The 17,009-nt window shown below is 48.6% G+C and carries 13 protein-coding genes and 1 pseudogene; 7 read left to right on the forward strand and 7 right to left on the reverse strand.

Annotated elements, in window-relative coordinates; all coding sequences use genetic code 11:
- Window positions 1-6 precede the first annotated feature (6 nt).
- Complete coding sequence (locus tag IQ260_RS01215; RefSeq protein ID WP_193990065.1) at window positions 7-711, reverse strand: response regulator; 705 nt, start codon at window positions 709-711, stop codon at window positions 7-9.
- A gap of 323 nt (window positions 712-1,034) precedes the next feature.
- On the opposite strand from IQ260_RS01215, the gene IQ260_RS01220 reads away from it, so the two are divergent.
- From IQ260_RS01220 to IQ260_RS01235, 4 genes are all read left to right on the forward strand, one after another.
- Entirely contained in the window at window positions 1,035-2,543 is a 1,509-nt protein-coding gene (locus tag IQ260_RS01220; protein ID WP_193990067.1) for a PAS domain-containing sensor histidine kinase, read from the forward strand.
- A 193-nt stretch (window positions 2,544-2,736) separates the two neighbouring features.
- Complete coding sequence (locus IQ260_RS01225) at window positions 2,737-3,159, forward strand: response regulator (RefSeq protein WP_193990069.1); 423 nt, start codon at window positions 2,737-2,739, stop codon at window positions 3,157-3,159.
- 1 nt (window position 3,160) lies between these two features.
- Window positions 3,161-4,399, forward strand: a complete 1,239-nt coding sequence (locus IQ260_RS01230; RefSeq protein ID WP_193990071.1) for an ATP-binding response regulator — start codon at window positions 3,161-3,163, stop codon at window positions 4,397-4,399.
- 130 nt (window positions 4,400-4,529) lie between these two features.
- Window positions 4,530-5,633 carry a sensor histidine kinase gene (locus tag IQ260_RS01235; protein ID WP_193990073.1) on the forward strand — a complete coding sequence of 368 codons (1,104 nt, stop codon included), beginning with the start codon at window positions 4,530-4,532 and terminating at the stop codon, window positions 5,631-5,633.
- 33 nt (window positions 5,634-5,666) lie between these two features.
- Here the strand turns inward: IQ260_RS01235 and IQ260_RS01240 are convergent, their stop codons facing one another.
- The 5 genes from IQ260_RS01240 to IQ260_RS01260 form a co-directional block, all read right to left on the reverse strand.
- Complete coding sequence (locus tag IQ260_RS01240; protein WP_193990075.1) at window positions 5,667-6,350, reverse strand: cysteine hydrolase family protein; 684 nt, start codon at window positions 6,348-6,350, stop codon at window positions 5,667-5,669.
- 90 nt (window positions 6,351-6,440) lie between these two features.
- Window positions 6,441-7,745, reverse strand: coding sequence for a M20 family metallopeptidase (locus IQ260_RS01245; RefSeq protein ID WP_193990076.1), 1,305 nt, complete (start codon window positions 7,743-7,745; stop codon window positions 6,441-6,443).
- A 73-nt stretch (window positions 7,746-7,818) separates the two neighbouring features.
- Window positions 7,819-8,655, reverse strand: a complete 837-nt coding sequence (locus IQ260_RS01250; protein WP_193990078.1) for an ABC transporter permease — start codon at window positions 8,653-8,655, stop codon at window positions 7,819-7,821.
- Between the two features lie 82 nt (window positions 8,656-8,737).
- Entirely contained in the window at window positions 8,738-9,559 is an 822-nt protein-coding gene (locus IQ260_RS01255) for an ABC transporter ATP-binding protein (RefSeq protein ID WP_193990080.1), read from the reverse strand.
- Window positions 9,560-9,612: 53 nt separating this feature from the next.
- Window positions 9,613-10,713: a taurine ABC transporter substrate-binding protein gene (locus IQ260_RS01260; RefSeq protein ID WP_193990082.1), complete on the reverse strand. Its 1,101-nt coding sequence runs from the start codon at window positions 10,711-10,713 to the stop codon at window positions 9,613-9,615.
- A gap of 282 nt (window positions 10,714-10,995) precedes the next feature.
- Here IQ260_RS01260 and atzF point away from each other — a divergent pair, with 282 nt between their 5' ends.
- The 3 genes and pseudogenes from atzF (at window position 10,996) to IQ260_RS01270 (ending at window position 13,761) form a co-directional block, all read left to right on the forward strand.
- Window positions 10,996-12,414: an allophanate hydrolase gene (atzF, locus tag IQ260_RS01265; RefSeq protein WP_193990084.1), complete on the forward strand. Its 1,419-nt coding sequence runs from the start codon at window positions 10,996-10,998 to the stop codon at window positions 12,412-12,414.
- Window positions 12,415-12,585: 171 nt separating this feature from the next.
- A pseudogene (locus IQ260_RS31810) lies at window positions 12,586-13,044 on the forward strand (DUF4388 domain-containing protein); the annotation flags it as partial.
- Between the two features lie 27 nt (window positions 13,045-13,071).
- Window positions 13,072-13,761 (forward strand): response regulator, encoded by a 690-nt coding sequence (locus IQ260_RS01270; protein ID WP_193990086.1) that lies wholly within the window; start codon window positions 13,072-13,074, stop codon window positions 13,759-13,761.
- Window positions 13,762-13,974: 213 nt separating this feature from the next.
- On the opposite strand, the gene IQ260_RS01275 is transcribed toward IQ260_RS01270, so the two are convergent.
- The gene (locus IQ260_RS01275; RefSeq protein WP_193990088.1) at window positions 13,975-16,968 is read right to left on the reverse strand and encodes a hybrid sensor histidine kinase/response regulator; all 2,994 of its coding nucleotides are present in this window, start codon (window positions 16,966-16,968) and stop codon (window positions 13,975-13,977) included.
- Between the last annotated feature and the right edge of the window lie 41 nt (window positions 16,969-17,009).

Here is a 17,009-nt window from a genome sequence, read left to right on the forward strand (position 1 = left end):
GTGGGCCTAACTAATCAATCCGGAGCGCAGCGCCCGCACGGCGGCCTGAGTGCGGTCATTGGCCCCCAGCTTATTCAAAATATTACGCACATGGGTTTTAACCGTGCCCACCGTAATAAACAGCTTTTCCGCAATCTGCGCGTTGCTGCATCCGGACACAATCAGCTCTAAAATCTCCAACTCGCGGTCGGTGAGGGGATAGGTCTCAATAATTTGCTCATACTCAGGCTCAACGGCACGAATTTCGACGGTGCGGTCTTCTATCCCTACCCCTGCCCCCAGAGGCTGCCTCATCTGCTGCAGTACAATGCTAGCGATGGCCGGATCAATCCAGGCATTGCCCTCGTGGGTTTCACGGACGGCATGTACTAGATCATCGGTTTCAATCTCTTTAGTGGAGTAGGAATCGGCTCCGGCAGCAAAGGCCGCGAGCACTGCTTTCTCACTGTCATGCATCGTTAACATGAGAATGCGTGTGGCCGCTTGGGGCTGATTTTCCCGAAAGCGCTTGATCAGCTCAATCCCGTCCATATCGGGCAGGCCAATGTCTACCAGGGCAACATCCGGCATCCGGGTTTCCAATAGCGCTAACCCATCTGTACCGTTGGCAGCTTCACCAACAAAGTCAAAACCGGCCTGCTTTAGGGCAGCTCGCAGCCCCATACGGGTCAGGTCGTGGTCTTCTACCAGTGCAATGCGGATGTCGCTCATGAACTCTTAGCTAGGGAAACTCCCGAGGATAATTAAACTCTCTTTCTTTTCTTGGCCAATCCTGTAACTCAGTCAAGATTATCTCTTACAGTCTGCCTTAGCATGGCAGCCCAGCTGATGTGAAACATCTATCGGATGAATGACCTCAGTAAAGCCTGACTCTATCTAAAGGTATAGATCCCGGCGGCGACCCGCCATAGGGGGCTGGCCTATCCTATTGTTAAGTTTAGTAGCAATGAATAAAGTGCTGCCCTCAATCAGTTGACTGGGTTGGACTGTTTACGATTTTATTGAGACTTTGACGTTCCGCCTCCGCCTGATTTATGAACAGTGACGTGTCATCACAGATTTCATCGGGGGATTGGGCTCATTTTTTCTCGTTGTCCCCGAGTCTACTAGCTGTTGTTGGGACAGATGGTTACATCAAACGGGTCAATCCTGTGTTTGACCAGTGCCTGGGATGGGAGAGAACCGTTCTGTTATCAAAGCCTTTTATAGCCTTTATTCATCCGGATGACCAAGCTGCGAGTACCGGAGCCATGGACCAGGCCATCAGCACTGGACAGACTGTGGTGTTTCGTAATCGATATCACTGCTTTGATGGCAGTTGGATGCAGCTAGAGTGGACCATTGGCGCAGCACAAGCTGCGGATGTGATGTACTGTATGGCTCGCGATTGTACTGGCCAAACGAAGCCTCGCCCATATCTAAGCCAGCTAGCTGCACAAAAGCAGCAGCTACAGACGATTTTTGATCGAGCGGGTGTCGGGATTGCCCGATTAGCCTTAGATGGACAATGGATTCAAGCCAATGACAAGCTCTGTGAGATCCTCAACTATTCCAAGACAGAACTGCTCCAAACCGACTTTCAGTCCATTACTCACCCCGATGATGCGGCTCAAGATATGGAGCACTATCAGGCGCTGCTAAAAGGAACGTCAGAAACTGTTGTGTTGGAGAAGCGCTATCTGCGCAAAGGCGGGGAGCCCATATGGTGCCGTGTAACGGCGTCTATTATTCATGATGGTGAGGGCTATTTCATTGCCTTTATTGAAGACATTACCGAGCGTAAAGCCAATGAGCACATCCTGGAGCACCAAAAAGATGAATTGGCTAGGAACAATCTGATTTTGGCCCAGATGACAGCTAGTTTGGGACAGCGAAATCAAGAATTGGATGAGTTTGCCTATGTGGCCTCCCACGACCTTAAAGCACCGCTGCGGGCCATTGCTAACCTGGCCACCTGGCTAGAAGAAGATCTCGACGGGCAGCTCCCCGCTGAGAATAAGCAGCAGTTAGAGCTGCTCCAGGGCCGGGTCCATCGTATGGAAAACCTGATCGATGGTCTGTTGGCCTACTCGCGTGTGGGCCGGGGCGATCAGATTACCGAGCCGGTAGATTTAAATGTGCTGCTGCGCAACCTAGTTGATTTATTGGATCCGCCGCCTGGGTTTACGATTGCGATCGCACCCAACCTACCCACGCTAAACACAGCCCGTCCAGCCCTAAACCAGGTATTTGCCAATTTGCTGAGCAATGCCATTAAGCATCATGACCGTACCGATGGCCACATTGATATCCGCTGTCAGCTGCTTGAAAATGGCCTCTATGAATTTTCCGTTACCGACGACGGCCCCGGCATTGACCCCGCCTTTCACCAAAAGATATTCAACATCTTTCAGATACTAGAAGCCCGAGATAAAACAGAAAATACAGGCATTGGCCTATCCATCGTTAAAAAAACGGTGGAAGCCGAGGGGGGCAACATCACCCTTGATTCCCAGGTGGGTCAAGGCTGTACGTTTCGATTTACCTGGCCACAAAAAAGCTGATTGCTAATTGTCTAACAAAACTATCCGTAAATTTAATGGACATCAAGGAAGTATAGAGAGCAGCGGGCAATTTCTACCCAAAGATAGATATCCGCCCAGGGTTATCCACCCTATCGGAGTACGAATAGCCCGCATTGGAACGTTATTCTGTTAACAGTTGAGAGTAAAAGCTGCATACCAGTGAATCGAAGTGATGGATGATAAGTCAATCAATATTTTGCTAGTAGAAGACGACGCTGTGGATGTAATGACCGTCCAGCGAGCGTTTAAGAAAGGCAAAGTAGCTAATCCATTGCACGTCGCTGGTAATGGTCTAGAAGCATTGGATCTATTGCGTGCCCCTGGTAGTCCACTGAAAGGCTCTCGCTGTGTAATCCTGCTGGACCTCAATATGCCTAAGATGAACGGCATTGAGTTTCTAACCCAGCTCCGTCAGGACCCTGATTTCCACAAGACCCCCGTGATCGTCCTCACCACATCTGACCAAGAACGGGATCGGGTGGAAGCCTACAACCTCCACGTGGCAGGTTACATTCTCAAGCCAGTGACCTTTTCTAAGTTTGTTGAGGTGATTACTGTCCTCAATCACTACTGGACCCTCTGCGAGTTTCCTTAAAATGAACGCCACTGACGCAACACTAAAGCTACTGGTCATTGACGATGACGATGTAGATCGTATGGCGCTGCGCCGGGCGCTGCAAGGGTCAGACGTAACCTTTGAACTGCAAGAATCCGACCGGGCCAAGTCGGGAATTGAACGGCTTAAAACTGAGTCTTTTGACTGTGCTTTTTTAGACTATCAGCTGCCTGACTGCGACGGTCTTACCTTAGTTCACAACCTGCGAGAAGCCGGGATCAAGATTCCCCTGATTGCGCTCACTGGCCAGGGCAATGAAGAAACAGCTGTTAGCCTAATGAAGGCTGGAGCTTCTGATTATTTGTCAAAGTCAAAGCTATCCAGCGAACCCCTGGCTCGCATGATTCAGAGCAATCTGCGCATTTACAAAGCTGAATGTGAAACGGCTCTAGTTAACCAGCAGCTGCGAGACACCAACGAACTACTCAAACAACGTAACCAAGAGCTGCTTGAGCAGCGGGAACAGATTCAGTTAAAAAACCTGCAGCTGATTGAGGTTTCACAGCTAAAGTCTGAATTTTTAGCAACCATGTCCCACGAGTTGCGCACCCCCCTCAACGCCATCATTGGATTTTCGCAAATCCTCATGCGGCAGCTTAAGGGCAATGCCAGCGATCGACAGCTGGATATGGTGCGGCGTGTTTTAACCAACGGGCAGCATTTATTAGAACTGATCAGCGACATTCTTGATTTTTCTAAGATTGAAGCAGGGCGGCTAGATCTGCGCATTGAGCCCGTCAATCTTGTAGAGCTGATTTCCACCACCGTCGAGGGGCTGCAGTCCCTGGCAGACCAAAAACAGCTGGACTTAAAAATAGACTTAGATCTATCCGATCCCAAGATTTCTAACGACTCCCACCGGCTACGTCAGATCATTACAAACTTGCTCTCCAATGCGATCAAATTTACAGATCAGGGGTTTGTTTATGTAACCGCTCGGGAAATATCGCCTGACACCATTGAAATTAGCGTGTCCGACAGCGGTATTGGCATTGCTGCTGAAAGTTTGCCCCATATTTTTAGTGCCTTTCACCAAGCCGATCAGTCTATCTCCCGTAAGCATCAGGGCACAGGGCTGGGGCTATCCATTACCCATTTGCTGTTAGAAATGATGCAAGGCAGTATTTCGGTGGAGAGTACAGTCGGCCAGGGCAGTCACTTTCATGTCCAGATTCCTCGCCATGCAAAGGTTGCTCAGAAAGCTTCTGTTACGCCATAGCTCCCCGAATTTTCATAGCTTGAATCTTTAGAAAAGTAATCAGAAATTTACTGATCTACCTATAGTTGGATACCAACGGCAATAGGGCCTGATACATTGGTAGGCGCACTGCTAATGTGCGTCGAAACTAATGAATCATTCTGCCGTGGTTAATATTCTGGCCGTTGATGATGCGGTTGATAATTTATTTTTATTAGAGACTCTTTTAGATGATATTGATGGCTACCAGGTCCATCTCGCTGAAAATGGGGAGGAGGCCCTGCAGACCATTGAGCAGTCGCCACCGGACATAATTCTGCTGGACATTATGATGCCCGGACTGAGCGGCTATGATGTGGCCAAACGCGTTCGTGAAAACTCGCAACTGCCTTATATTCCCATACTGTTACTGACAGCCCATGAGCAGTCTAGTCTGGTGAAAGGATTAGACGCAGGGGCTGATGATTTTTTGCGTAAACCGTTTGATGTGGACGAGCTACTGGCCCGAGTGCGTTCTATGGTGCGGCTAAAACGCAGCATTGATGCCCATCGCTACATGGTGCAGCAGCGCGATGATTTTGTAGCTCGCCTCACCCACGATCTAAGAACTCCCCTAGTGGCGGCTAATCGGGTGCTGGACCTATGTTTGCAAGGTACCTTTGGTAAAATTGACGAAGATGCCCAAACGGCCCTGGCTAACATCGTTACGAACAATAGCAACCTGTTAAAAATGGCTAACACGCTATTGGAAGTTTATCGCCATGATGCTGGTCAGAAATCCCTGTCATTTTCTAAGGTTTCCCTTGTCTCTATCTGTGAGGCTGTTGTCCAAGAATTGTCTCCCCTAGCGGGTGATAAGGGTATTGAGCTAGTGTTGGAGACTGTGGACCGCAGTAATGGCTACTGTGTACAAGGGGATCACCTGGAGCTAAGGCGCTTAGTGACAAACTTGGTAGGAAATGCCATCAAGTTTACAGACCAAGGTCTGGTCGCGCTACGGCTGCGGTCTCTAAATGATGGTAATGTCAGTCTGGATGTGAAAGACACAGGGGCCGGTATCTCAGAGGAGGACCAGCAACAGATTTTTGAATGGTTTCGCCAGGGCAATCACATGCGCTCCGGTAGCGGATTGGGGCTACATCTTGCCCAGCGTATTGCCCAACTCCACAATGGCAAGATTATCCTTGAGTCAACCCTAGGTAAGGGCAGTACATTCAGTCTGGTACTGCCTCAGCTAGACAACAGCGATTTTTAGGCGTTGACTTTGATTCGATAGTTTCAGTTTCATTTATAAATTGATTCCTAGCTCTATCGTTATCAATAGTTGTTTAGACGTTGTTACCCATCCAAAAATCATCTGGACCATTTCCACTGATGTCCGATGAAACTCTGGCACCAACGACGCACAGCAATCCTCTAATAGCAAACACTCATAGCCTAAATCATTGGCCGTTCGCAGTGTGGTATGCACACAGCACTCTGTTGTTACCCCCGTGAGTAACAGTTTTCGGATCTCTCGCTGTCGTAAAATTAAATCCAAATCCGTCGCCACAAAGGCTCCTTTTCCGGGCTTATCTAGAACAATTTCTCCTGACACTGGCTGCAGCTCATCTACAAAATCGTGACTTTTGGAACCTCGGGTTAGCAATTGCCCCAGGGCTCCCTCGCTACCAATCTCCGCATTCTGTCGTTTTGAGCGTGCCAGCTTATGGGGTGGACAGTCACTTAAATCCGGACGATGGCCCTCGCGGGTATGAACAATCGTCACGGATGTTTGCCGCAATAACTGGAGTAATGTTTGCAGAGGCTTAATCGGCTTCTGAGTCTGACTTACATCAAACCCTTTACAGTCAGCCCATCCACCCGGCGTACAAAAGTCATTTTGCATATCGATCACCAACAGCGCCGTGTGTGCTAGGTCAAGTGTTAAAGGATAGGGTTGAGCCGGAACCGTAATTTGATGGGTGTTCATAATCAAAAGAAAACCCCAGCAAAGCTAGGGCGTGTGTGAGACGGACTGTCTGTTGAGAACTTGGCCTTTGTACTGGTGCGGTTGCTCTAGCTAACCCAGCTCCACCTTAAAAAAGTCCAACAGAAACAATGCATAGATTTTTGTCGCGGCTACGACCTTGTCCATATCGATAAACTCATTCACTGGCGGCCAACCATCTTCCCCCGGACCAAAGGTAATGGACGGAATCCCGCTGTGGGAAAAGCGCAGCGTATCGCAGTAAGCATTCTTGCGATAGAGTACGGGATCTTTACCTAAGATCTGTTGGTATGCTTTCGATAATGCCTGCACATGCTCTGCATTTTCGGATACCTCTATGGAGGCAGGCACAAAGGTCTCTCCTTCCACTTGGGTAATGGTCGCCTGGAAGGTGGGATCCTTGGCCTGTAGTTCAGCAATCACCGTTTCCATGTCCTTCACAATGGACTCATAGGTCATACCCGGCACTAGACCAATGACCCACACCCTGGCTTTACAAGAGGGTGGGGTAAACTGTCCTTCCCCAATCTGTCCGGCTTCTATTTTGACTGGGCAAATGCTGGGCTGGGTGGGGCCATAAATTTGTGGTGCGTCATGGGTAAAGGTGGTGTTGCGCAATGTCTCGATCAGCTGAGCCATGTGCAATACAGGATTGACCCCTTCATCGGGTCGCCAGATGTGCGACCTTACCCCAGTAGTCTCAATATCCACCAAACATAGACCTGAGTGAGCCAGGGCAATGCCAATGCCCCAGTCATCTCCCTCGGTCCAGGAGGTGGGCTCCGCTGTAATCTCATAATCGGCGGTGAGACCATAGTTATTTAGCAGATGCAGTGCCCCCGCTTTACCATGGCGTTCTTCATCCACGGTATAGGCACAAATCAGCTCACCGTTAATTTTCACCCCGGCCTGACGCAGCATCTCAATGGCAATTAGCTGACAGGTCATGTTGCCACGGGTATCCGACGTGCCGCGACCGTAGAGATACTTGCCGCGCAGGGTGGCGTTGTAGGGGTTGTGGCCTGACATGTGCCATTCTTTTGGATCACAGGAGGGATAAGTGTCCAGATGATCATTGAAGATAAGAGACGGTCCGGGCAACCCATCATTCCAGCGACCGACCACATTGGGTCTACCTTCGATGGCTGATACCCATTCCACGTCTAGCCCTAGGGACTGTAGGTGCTGTCCCACCTGTCTCGAAATATCTTCCTCATGGGCCATGGGAGCTTCTGGATCGATGGAGTTCCCACAGCCGGGTTGCCCCGTAGGTACCAGGTCTTTGATTAGCTGCACGCATTTTTCTTGGGTGATGCCTGCAAGGATCTGTTTCTGTAGATCGGTCAGTTTTGTTGGGGTAGAGAGGGTTTCTAACATTGAATGCACTCCAGTAAGTTGTCAGATAACATATGCCTCATAGCCAATATTTCTAAAGAATCAATCACAAAATCTAGCCTTGCCAATGAACAACCTTTGAGGCAATCACCCTGAGAAGAAAGTCCGATATCACCCCAAAAAACCCAATCATCAAAATGCCAACAAACAGCGCTTCTACGTTAAAGAAAACGCTGGCATCCTGAATGATATAGCCAATGCCGATATCCCCTGCCAACAGCTCAGCGGCGACTAAAATACCAAAGTCCACAGAGAGGGCTACCCGCATACCGGTAAAGATACTGGGGAGTGCCGCAGGCAAAATCACATATAGAAAAATGGCCAGGTCATTAGCCCCCAGGGTGCGGGCGGCTAAAATCTTATCCTTTGGGCAAGACTGTACACCAGCCATCGTATTGAGCATAACAATCAGGGCTCCGGCATAGAGAATAATCAAAATTTTAGAGACTTCACCAATGCCAAACCAGAGGATAAACAGGGTGATAAATGCCAAAGGCGGAATCGGTCGCAGGATCTCGGTGACGACATAAAAGGCGGCTCGAACGTACTTGTAGTAACCCATGAGCAGGCCTAGCAGTAGCCCGACGACGGTGCCAATGCCAAAGGCCGTGAATACCCGTCGCAAACTGCCGAGAACATGACTCAGGACAGGGGTGCCCGCATAGCCTTTGCGGGTCATGGCTAGAAACTCGGTGACAATGCCGGATAAACTGGGGAGAAAGAGTTCATCGATCCAACCCATGCGGGTGGTGGTTTCCCAGAGGATGAGGATCAGGGTGGGGATTGCGATCGCAACACAAAACAATACCGCCTTCTCACGCAACGCCTGGGTTTGCAGGTCTTGCCCCTTAAAAGCGGGCACTCCTCCTTGTTTAGATACCTTCAACTGCATACACTAATTCCCCTCTAACGTACAGACGTTGCATGGAACATCTCTTCGCTGTACAGACGTTGCATGCAACGTCTCTTCGCCTTTAACCAATCGCCTTCATCTTCAAATAAAGATCCGTTCGATGCTGATTAAACGCCTCCGACACCCGATTCATTGCCGTATAACGGGGTTCAGGCAGGTGAATCTCAATATCGTGGGCGATACCGCCTAAATTGCGATCTAAAATCACAATGCGATCGCTCAAAAATACAGCCTCCTCAATACTATGGGTAACAAACAAAATCGCCCCAGCCACCTGCTCATGCAGCTTCAATAACTCCTCCTGTAGCCCTTCACGGGTTTGAACATCCACTGCCGCAAAGGGTTCATCCATCAGCAAAATCTCCGGCTGCACTACCATCGACCGAGCTACCGCCACCCGTTGCCGCATTCCCCCCGAAAGCTGATAGGGATATTTACGCTCATTGCCCTGTAAGCCCACCAGCTTAATAATGGTGTCTATTCGGTGTCGCTTTTCATACTTTGAAAGCGATTGAAACCGAAAGCCAAACCCAATATTTTGCTCAACCGTCATCCAATCAAACAGGGCATTGCTTTGAAACACCACCCCTCGCCTGGCGGATGGCTCCTTGATTTCCTCCCCATCGTGGGAGACATTACCCGCCAATGGTTTATAAAATCCCGCAATCAGATTTAAGATTGTTGATTTACCACAGCCTGATGGCCCCAACAACGTTAAAAACTCTCCTTGCTGAATACTCAAATTTAAGTCCTGCAGCACCAGGCGCTTGCGACTATAACCAAAAGAGACGGCATCTAGCGAAACAATCTCAGCTTGAGTTCCCTCAAGGTGACTATGCTGCTCCAGAGAGCTAACCGTTGCTTGGACAGGCGATTGGGACATGCTGACAAAAATGAGACAGGCCTTTAACTGAGGGTGGATGACAAGCTATGAGATTATTTCGATTCCAGGTATTCCGCCACGTAGGAAGAATTGATCAACGGAGCCAAATCTTCTGGCGCACTATCCAATCGTCCCTGATCCACCAGGAACACAGCATATTCCTCATAGGCCTTATACAGATTAGTGGACTCAGGCTCTCCAGGGGTACCCAGCCACTCGTCAGTCAGCTGATCTTCCATCATCACTACTGTTGATCCTTGCCGGTCAACCATGGCTCCAAACTCTTCAGGGGTGAGATTTAGACGTTCGGCTTCCCATTTTTGCCCAGATTTTAGATCGGCCAGATAATCCTGCTGAGCCATGTCCCAGGCTTCCATAAATTTGATCATCACCTCAGGATTCTCTTCTGCAAACTCTTTCCGGGCAGCCCATAGCGCCACTGCATAGGCACCCACCGATTTTGCCGTGGCAATGTCCTTACCTCCCAGCTCGTTGAGCTTGCCAGCAGCCGGTTCCCAGGTCCAAGCGGCATCAATCTTCTTGGCCGAGAAGGCGGCCGCCATTTCAGATGGTTTTAGATTCACCATGTTAATGTCGTCCTGGCTCAAGCCCGCTTGATCTAGGGCCGCCAGGAGAGAATGGTGGCCTGAGGTGCCAATGGTTACCCCAACATTTTTACCCTTGAGACTGGGCACATCTGCGGCTGATTCACCCGCAAGCAAACGTTCTGCCGTCAGGGGAGCATGGTCTAAAAGCACCACCTCAATATCAATACCGGTGGCAAACGCTGTCAGCGAGGGGAACGGAAAGAACCAGGTAATATCCACTTCACCCGCTGCTAGGGCCGGTACCATCGCCCCACCAGACGAGTATGGACTCATTTCCACATCCAGACCCACTTGCTCGAAGTACCCTTCGTTATAAGCAACCATGGTGATGTTATTGATATCACCGGTCTGAAACCCCACACGCACCTTGGGTAAATCTGACGTCGGTGATGCAGCAACAGCCGCTGTTTCTGCTGTCTCTTCAGCAGGCTGATTAACGTCTGCTGCTGGCCCACAGGCTATGGCCAGGGTTAAAGAACAAACCGTTAAACTGCTGAGGGCAAAAAACTTACGCCGGTTAAAAAAGCGTGTAACTGATCGCTGCATGGTCGCCTCCAATGCTTATAGACGCTGAGAGCTTGATATCAATACCTCGCACGTTAGGAAACACTTTGACAGGTGTAGAAATTTGAGCCGTATCGTTTACTACCAATCTTCTAGTGCGGACATTTCTATTAATCAATAAAATTTATGGATCGATAAAATTTATTCTGTAAAGCCGCTAAAGCCTCCAGAATATAGCCCCTTGTCAGAAAACGGCGCTTTTCCCATGGCTCGCCCCGTTCATGCCAAAATCTAGGTCATGGGTATGCCGTAAAGAAAGCAATTATGACTCAGCAGACCGACACAGATATTCTTCTCACTGTCTCTTCTCTTCAAAAAAATTATTCTAAAGGAAGTCTCACCCCTGTTCAGGTGATTAAAACCATTATTGCCAAACTAAAACAGCGCGGAGATGATGGTATTTGGACGTGCACGCTATCTGAAGAAACGCTAAGTGAAAGAGCTGTAGCTCTGACAAATATGTCCGCGAGCCAGCGATCTCAACTCCCTCTATGGGGCATTCCCTTCAGCGTTAAAGACTGTATTGATGTAGCAGGTATCCCCACATCGGCGGCCTGCCCGGCTTTTGCCTACAACGCCACCCATACTAACCCAGTCGTTCAAAAACTACTGGATGCTGGGGCCATCCTCATTGGCAAAACCAATCTAGACCAGTTTGCCACAGGACTCGTGGGGATTCGCACTGGATATATAGCTCCCCACAACGCGTTCTCAAAAGATTATATTCCGGGTGGGTCCAGTTCGGGGGCCGCCTTATCAGTTGCCCATGGGTTAGTATCCTTTGCTATTGGGACAGACACAGGGGGCTCTGGACGGGTGCCGGCTGGATTTAACAACATTGTCGGACTTAAACCCACGCGAGGTTTACTAAGTACTCGGCATACGGTTGAAGCGTGTAGAACATTGGACTGTCTTTCAATTTTTTCGCTGACGGCAACAGATGCCCAGACTGTGCTGGCAGTTGCCCAAGGGTATGATCCAGACAATCCTTTTTCTCGGCCAGCCGGTGCTTCTCCAGCATCGTTAAGCTCTTATCAGACCCGGCAACCATTTCGATTTGGGGTGCCTCGACCTAACCAGCGAGAGTTTTTTGGCAATGGGGATATAGAAACCTGCTACAGCAACGCTATCAAAATCCTCACCGACTTAGGCGGAGTCTGTATTGAAATTGATTTCGAACCGTTCTTACAGGCCAATAACCTATTGTTTAATGGGCCATGGGTGGCAGAACGCTATGCCTCGGTAGGAACGTTTGTTGAGGCAAATCCGGATAGGGTGTTTCCCACCACTCGTAAGATTATTCTCAACGCCAAAAATCTGAGCGCATCTCAAGCATTTGAAGGAATATATGCCATGGAAACGCTGAAGCAAAAAATTAAGCCTCTATGGCAAGAGATTGACTGTTTGATGGTGCCAACAACAGGCACCGTTTATCGTATAGAAGAGGTTGAAAAGGAGCCTTTGGCACTAAACGCTAACTTGGGATACTATACAAACTTTGTCAATTTGCTGGACTTAAGTGCGATCGCAATCCCCAACGGATTCCAATCCAATGGCATTCCCACCGGCATTACATTTATAGCCCCCCCCTACAGTGAAAACTATCTAGTAGGTCTGGGGTCAGTCTTTCACCATGGTAGCAATCACCAATTAGGAGCAACGGCATTTAAAGTGGGTTCGTAAACTAATACTAAGCAGCTTGAGGAGTCTTTGACTTCCACCATCGTCGATTAGATGAGCGGTTCATTGTTGTTGTTTACCCTATTTGTGGTAACAGAGCCAGTTGTATAGGACTGTTTAGTCCCCTTAACTTCCGGGCATTCTGAGATCACTTGGTTTTATCAGGAGGTTGGCATGGGGACAAGTTTCAACATTACTCAGCTGTGTCGATCAATCATTCACTCCCAGGGAAGCAGCTGCCTCCAGATTGAAGCAAACGATGTGATCTGGAAAGTCTTTGTTTGTAATGGCCAACTTCAATATGCTATACACTCTCTTCAAACCTTAGATACCCTGGCACACCATTTGAATCGACTGGGATATACGCTCTCGCAATCTGTGCGTGAAGGTTTTGACTCTTTAACGAGATCAAATCCATGGGAGCGGACGCTATGGAATGCCATTAAACAGCTTGAGCAACAAGGTGTTTTATCAGCTGAGAGTGCTAAATCAGTTAAACTTGCCCTATCTAAGGATGCTTTAGAGCCATTGCTTTGGTTGCCAGAGGCTAAACACAGTAGCAGCCCTCATCAGTTAGCCGATACAGACTTGCTATCATTAACCACTGTTTTGGATGAGCTAGAGTTACGGCTCCAGAGCTGGCAACGCCTGCGGCCCGTAGTGACATCTCCCTATCAGCAGATTTCATGCCCTGATAGTACCCGTCTTAATCAACCAGTCACTAACGGCCAGCTTAATCAAGCCCTACTGTCAATGCTGGCTCAGCTAATGCAGAAAAATAGTATTTACCAAGTTGCTTTTTTACTCAAACAGGACAGTCTGAAGGTAGCTCAACTGCTATACCCCTATATTCAGCAACAGATTTTTGTATTGACTTCCCCAATCTTTCCTTTAGATAAGCTGCCATCTGTTCCCGCAGATGTTTCCCCTCAGGCTACACCTCAAGCGCTCTCTGTACAAGAAGCTAAGAAAACATCTAAAATTGTTTGTATTGATGACAGTCCAGCTATGCTGGATACTCTCCGAAAATATTTAGAGGCAGATGGTTTTGATGTTGCTACAGTGGAAAATCCGATGGAATCAATGTCAACGCTGTTTGCAATGAAGCCAGATATGATTTTAATGGATGTGTCAATGCCTGGAATCAATGGTCGGCGTTTATGCGAAATTCTCAGACGTAGCAGCGCGTTTAAAGATTTGCCCATTATTATCGTCAGTAGTAATACTAACGTGTTGGACAAAGTAAAAGCAGAATCATCTGGAGCTACAGATTACTTGCAGAAACCTTTCTCCAAGGTTGACCTTTTAGCGATGATTAAGGCCCATCTAAAGGTGGCAGCCTCTGTTTAGGGGATTGGCTCGAAAATGAAATACCCAGAGAGCGAGTTTCGACTCCGCTCAACTCTCGCAGATGGAAGGTTGAGCGAAGTTGAGACCGGATTGATCGGGTACATTATTTAGCCACAGATCCTCTAAGGCGATGCGTATAGTCTGAACAAACGAACGGAGATTAGCCTGTAGAAGAAATAACATACGACAGAAATCACATACAACCCAATGAGATTACGCCTTGATCAGAGCTTCTAAAGACCGTAGTAATTCCTGTTCGTTGTAAGGTTTAGCAAAATAAGCAGATGCTCCCAGGTTCATTGCTAGCTGGCGATGTTTATCGCTGCTGCGGGATGTTAGCATCGAGATAGGCAAGTTTTTATACTTTGGACGCTGCTTGAGTTCGTCTAAGACTCCGTATCCGTCTAGTCGAGGCATCTCTACATCACAAAGAACAGCATGTATCTGTAATCCTCCTAGCAGTTTATCAACCGCTTCTTGCCCGTCACGAGCCTGTTCTACAAAGTAACCAGCTTTTTCTAGGGTGATTGTTAGAAGACGGCGCGAGTGTACGGAGTCATCAACGACCAGGATGGTTTTCTGAGCGGGTAATTGATCAGACTCTGTTGGGGCATCGTCAACAGGTATGACTGTTTGGTCGGTAGATGTTTCTAGAACTGTTGGCGTACCGTTGATCAGCTGGGGTAGATCGATCAGGGGAACAACGCGCCCATCACCTAAAACAGTTGCTCCAACAAACCCTGAAGGAAGGTTAAAGGGACTTAAAATTGGACGAGTAGCTACTTCTTGTTCACCCCAAAAACGCTGAACCGTTACTGCGTGATATTTTTCACCATCGCGAACCACCAAGGCCATCGGACGGTTAATCACAGGAGCACCTTCAAATGGGTTGAACATAACCCTGCTCTTGACCTTTAAATACTGGTCAAGTGAAGCCAAGGGTAAGAGTTTACCTTGCCAGCTGAGCTGGGGCCCATGGTCTGAATCGATCAGAGTGTCCGATGATAATGCGATCAGTTCTTCTACAACATCGACGGGAATAGCAAAAACTATCTCTTGCTGCTCAAATAGCATAATGCGCAACACAGAAAGGCTGAGGGGAATATCAATGGTAAAAGTAGTGCCCTGACCAGACTGCGTGTTAACTCGAATGTTGCCCCCTAGCTGCTCTAGGTTAGTGCGTGCTACATTCATCCCAACACCACGGCCTGATAGCTCAGTCACTTGTTCTGCTGTGCTAAAGCCTGCATCAAAGATCGTAGACAATAGTTGCTGCTCGCTCATACGAGCAATTTGGTCCTCGGTGATACCGTGTTTGCGGATGCGATCGCAAATCTTAGCCATATCAATGCCACGACCATCATCATGAATAACAATGCGAGCTTGACTTCCCAACTGAGATGCCTGGATAGTAATTAGCCCCTCTGCCGGTTTACCTGCCGTTAGGCGTTCAGCTTCCGTTTCAATGCCATGGTCAAACGAGTTTCGTAGAATGTGGTTGAGTGGGTCTGCCAGCAAGTCTAGCGCTACTCGTTCAAACAATGTGGTTTCACCCTCCAGTTTAAGTTTGACCTTTTTGCCATACTTGATAGACAGATCGCGAAGCACTCTGGGAAAATGACTAATCGCATCTGCAAAAGGTCGCATCTGCGTTCTTGTCATGCGTTTTTGTAGTCGGCGTGTAGTGACATTGAGTGCCTGAGTAGACTGTCCCATTTCCTGCAAACCCAGACGAATATCTGCCGACACCTCTTGCAACTTAACGATGGTTTCCATCTGCTCTTGAGCCATTAAATGCAGCTCAGAATACTGGTCCATTTCCAGAGCGTCAAATCTCTGGAGCTGTCCTGTAGTCTGATCGAGCCCTCTTCGAGTTAACGGATGGCGGGCAAGATCGACATTGTTAGCGGCCATCAATGTCTCCTGTTTTAGCTTGTCTGTCAGCAGGAGATTTTCCATAGAAGCGCGATCATACCACTGACGCAGTCGGTCATTAAAGGCGTCTAATACGTCTATGCGTTGCTGAAGCAGTACCACAAAGTCATCCAGCCGCTGCTGACGCAGATTGACCGAATTACGCTCCAAAATCAACGCCCCGAAGAGATCGTTGATTTGTTGTAGATCATCTGCAGCTATGCGTAATGTACTGCTGAGACGAGGACTACGAGGCGGCTGCGGAAAACTGTGCTGAGGGCGAGCTGGATTAGCAAATGAAACGATAGCGTCAGTCGGCTCTAACACCTTCGTTGCTGAGTCGACCGGTTCATCATCTATGGGCGCTATGTTATCCAGACTCGGAACCTCAATCTGGTCGAAGGCTGTCTGTAGGCGATCTAAATCAGCCGACTCCCCGTGATTATTTAGCACTGGGATATCCATCTGATCGAAGGCCGTCTGTAGATGTTCCAGATTGACTAAATCGCTAGCTGTTGTCTCAGGTAAAGCATTGGCAGGCACCAAGTCTAATTTAATCGGTAGCCTATCCATCCGGCCCAGCTGCACCAGCGATTGGGAGCGTCGCCAGGCTGCCAAAGCCTGCTCTCTCAACGTTAATAGCTGAGCAGGGTCAGCGACGTCGGCCTGACTGTGAATCGACTGACAAAGACTGACAAATGCTTCTACTCCCCCCATCAGGCCTAAGTCGCTGAGGTGGGCTGCTTGGTCACATAGTGCCTGTCGCAAAGCCTCACCTTGATATTGCTTGGCTTCGAAGGTACTTAAGGACTCTTCCACTCCTCCATTAAAGATAAGGATTGCAACATCGATATCTTCTTCCTCCGAGAGCAGTCGATCTTCGTCAGCTTCACTCAAGTCGCCTAGCTGTACGCGCAGTTGTGCAATTACAGGGTTAACGTGAACAGCCATCCAGCTTTCGTCAATCCTAAACCCAGCAGATAACTGTTGCTGTACTAGCTTGAGACAGTCCACTCCCTGCAGTAACAACGTTTCTAATTCAGTATCTACTGATAGCTTACGAGCCCTGAGGATTTTGAGAAAATCTTCGAGATCATGAGCTACCTGGGCCATGGGAGTAAATCCCATCATGCCAGCTCCCCCTTTTAAGGAATGAGCTGCCCGCATGGCAATATCTAGCTGTTGGGCAGGACTATCAGCTATCGGCAGCCCCAAGAGTACCTGCTCCATCTGCTCAAAATACTTGCCAGATTCTTCTAAGAATCTTTGTCGGACCTGTTGATCTGTATCCATGGCAGGGGAATGAGGCTAAAAGCCTGAGGGATGTTGACAAG

The organism is Leptolyngbya cf. ectocarpi LEGE 11479 (genome assembly GCF_015207065.1).
Taxonomy (GTDB): domain Bacteria; phylum Cyanobacteriota; class Cyanobacteriia; order Phormidesmidales; family Phormidesmidaceae; genus Leptothoe; species Leptothoe ectocarpi.

What these genes read in the sequence shown, in the direction of transcription:
- IQ260_RS01215 (WP_193990065.1), bottom strand. Translation starts at nt 711, where the DNA reads ATGAGCGACATCCGCATTGCACTGGTAGAAGACCACGACCTGACCCGT.
- IQ260_RS01220 (WP_193990067.1), top strand. Translation starts at nt 1,035, where the DNA reads ATGAACAGTGACGTGTCATCACAGATTTCATCGGGGGATTGGGCTCAT.
- IQ260_RS01225 (WP_193990069.1), top strand. Translation starts at nt 2,737, where the DNA reads ATGGATGATAAGTCAATCAATATTTTGCTAGTAGAAGACGACGCTGTG.
- IQ260_RS01230 (WP_193990071.1), top strand. Translation starts at nt 3,161, where the DNA reads ATGAACGCCACTGACGCAACACTAAAGCTACTGGTCATTGACGATGAC.
- IQ260_RS01235 (WP_193990073.1), top strand. Translation starts at nt 4,530, where the DNA reads ATGAATCATTCTGCCGTGGTTAATATTCTGGCCGTTGATGATGCGGTT.
- IQ260_RS01240 (WP_193990075.1), bottom strand. Translation starts at nt 6,350, where the DNA reads ATGAACACCCATCAAATTACGGTTCCGGCTCAACCCTATCCTTTAACA.
- IQ260_RS01245 (WP_193990076.1), bottom strand. Translation starts at nt 7,745, where the DNA reads ATGTTAGAAACCCTCTCTACCCCAACAAAACTGACCGATCTACAGAAA.
- IQ260_RS01250 (WP_193990078.1), bottom strand. Translation starts at nt 8,655, where the DNA reads ATGCAGTTGAAGGTATCTAAACAAGGAGGAGTGCCCGCTTTTAAGGGG.
- IQ260_RS01255 (WP_193990080.1), bottom strand. Translation starts at nt 9,559, where the DNA reads ATGTCCCAATCGCCTGTCCAAGCAACGGTTAGCTCTCTGGAGCAGCAT.
- IQ260_RS01260 (WP_193990082.1), bottom strand. Translation starts at nt 10,713, where the DNA reads ATGCAGCGATCAGTTACACGCTTTTTTAACCGGCGTAAGTTTTTTGCC.
- atzF (WP_193990084.1), top strand. Translation starts at nt 10,996, where the DNA reads ATGACTCAGCAGACCGACACAGATATTCTTCTCACTGTCTCTTCTCTT.
- IQ260_RS01275 (WP_193990088.1), bottom strand. Translation starts at nt 16,968, where the DNA reads ATGGATACAGATCAACAGGTCCGACAAAGATTCTTAGAAGAATCTGGC.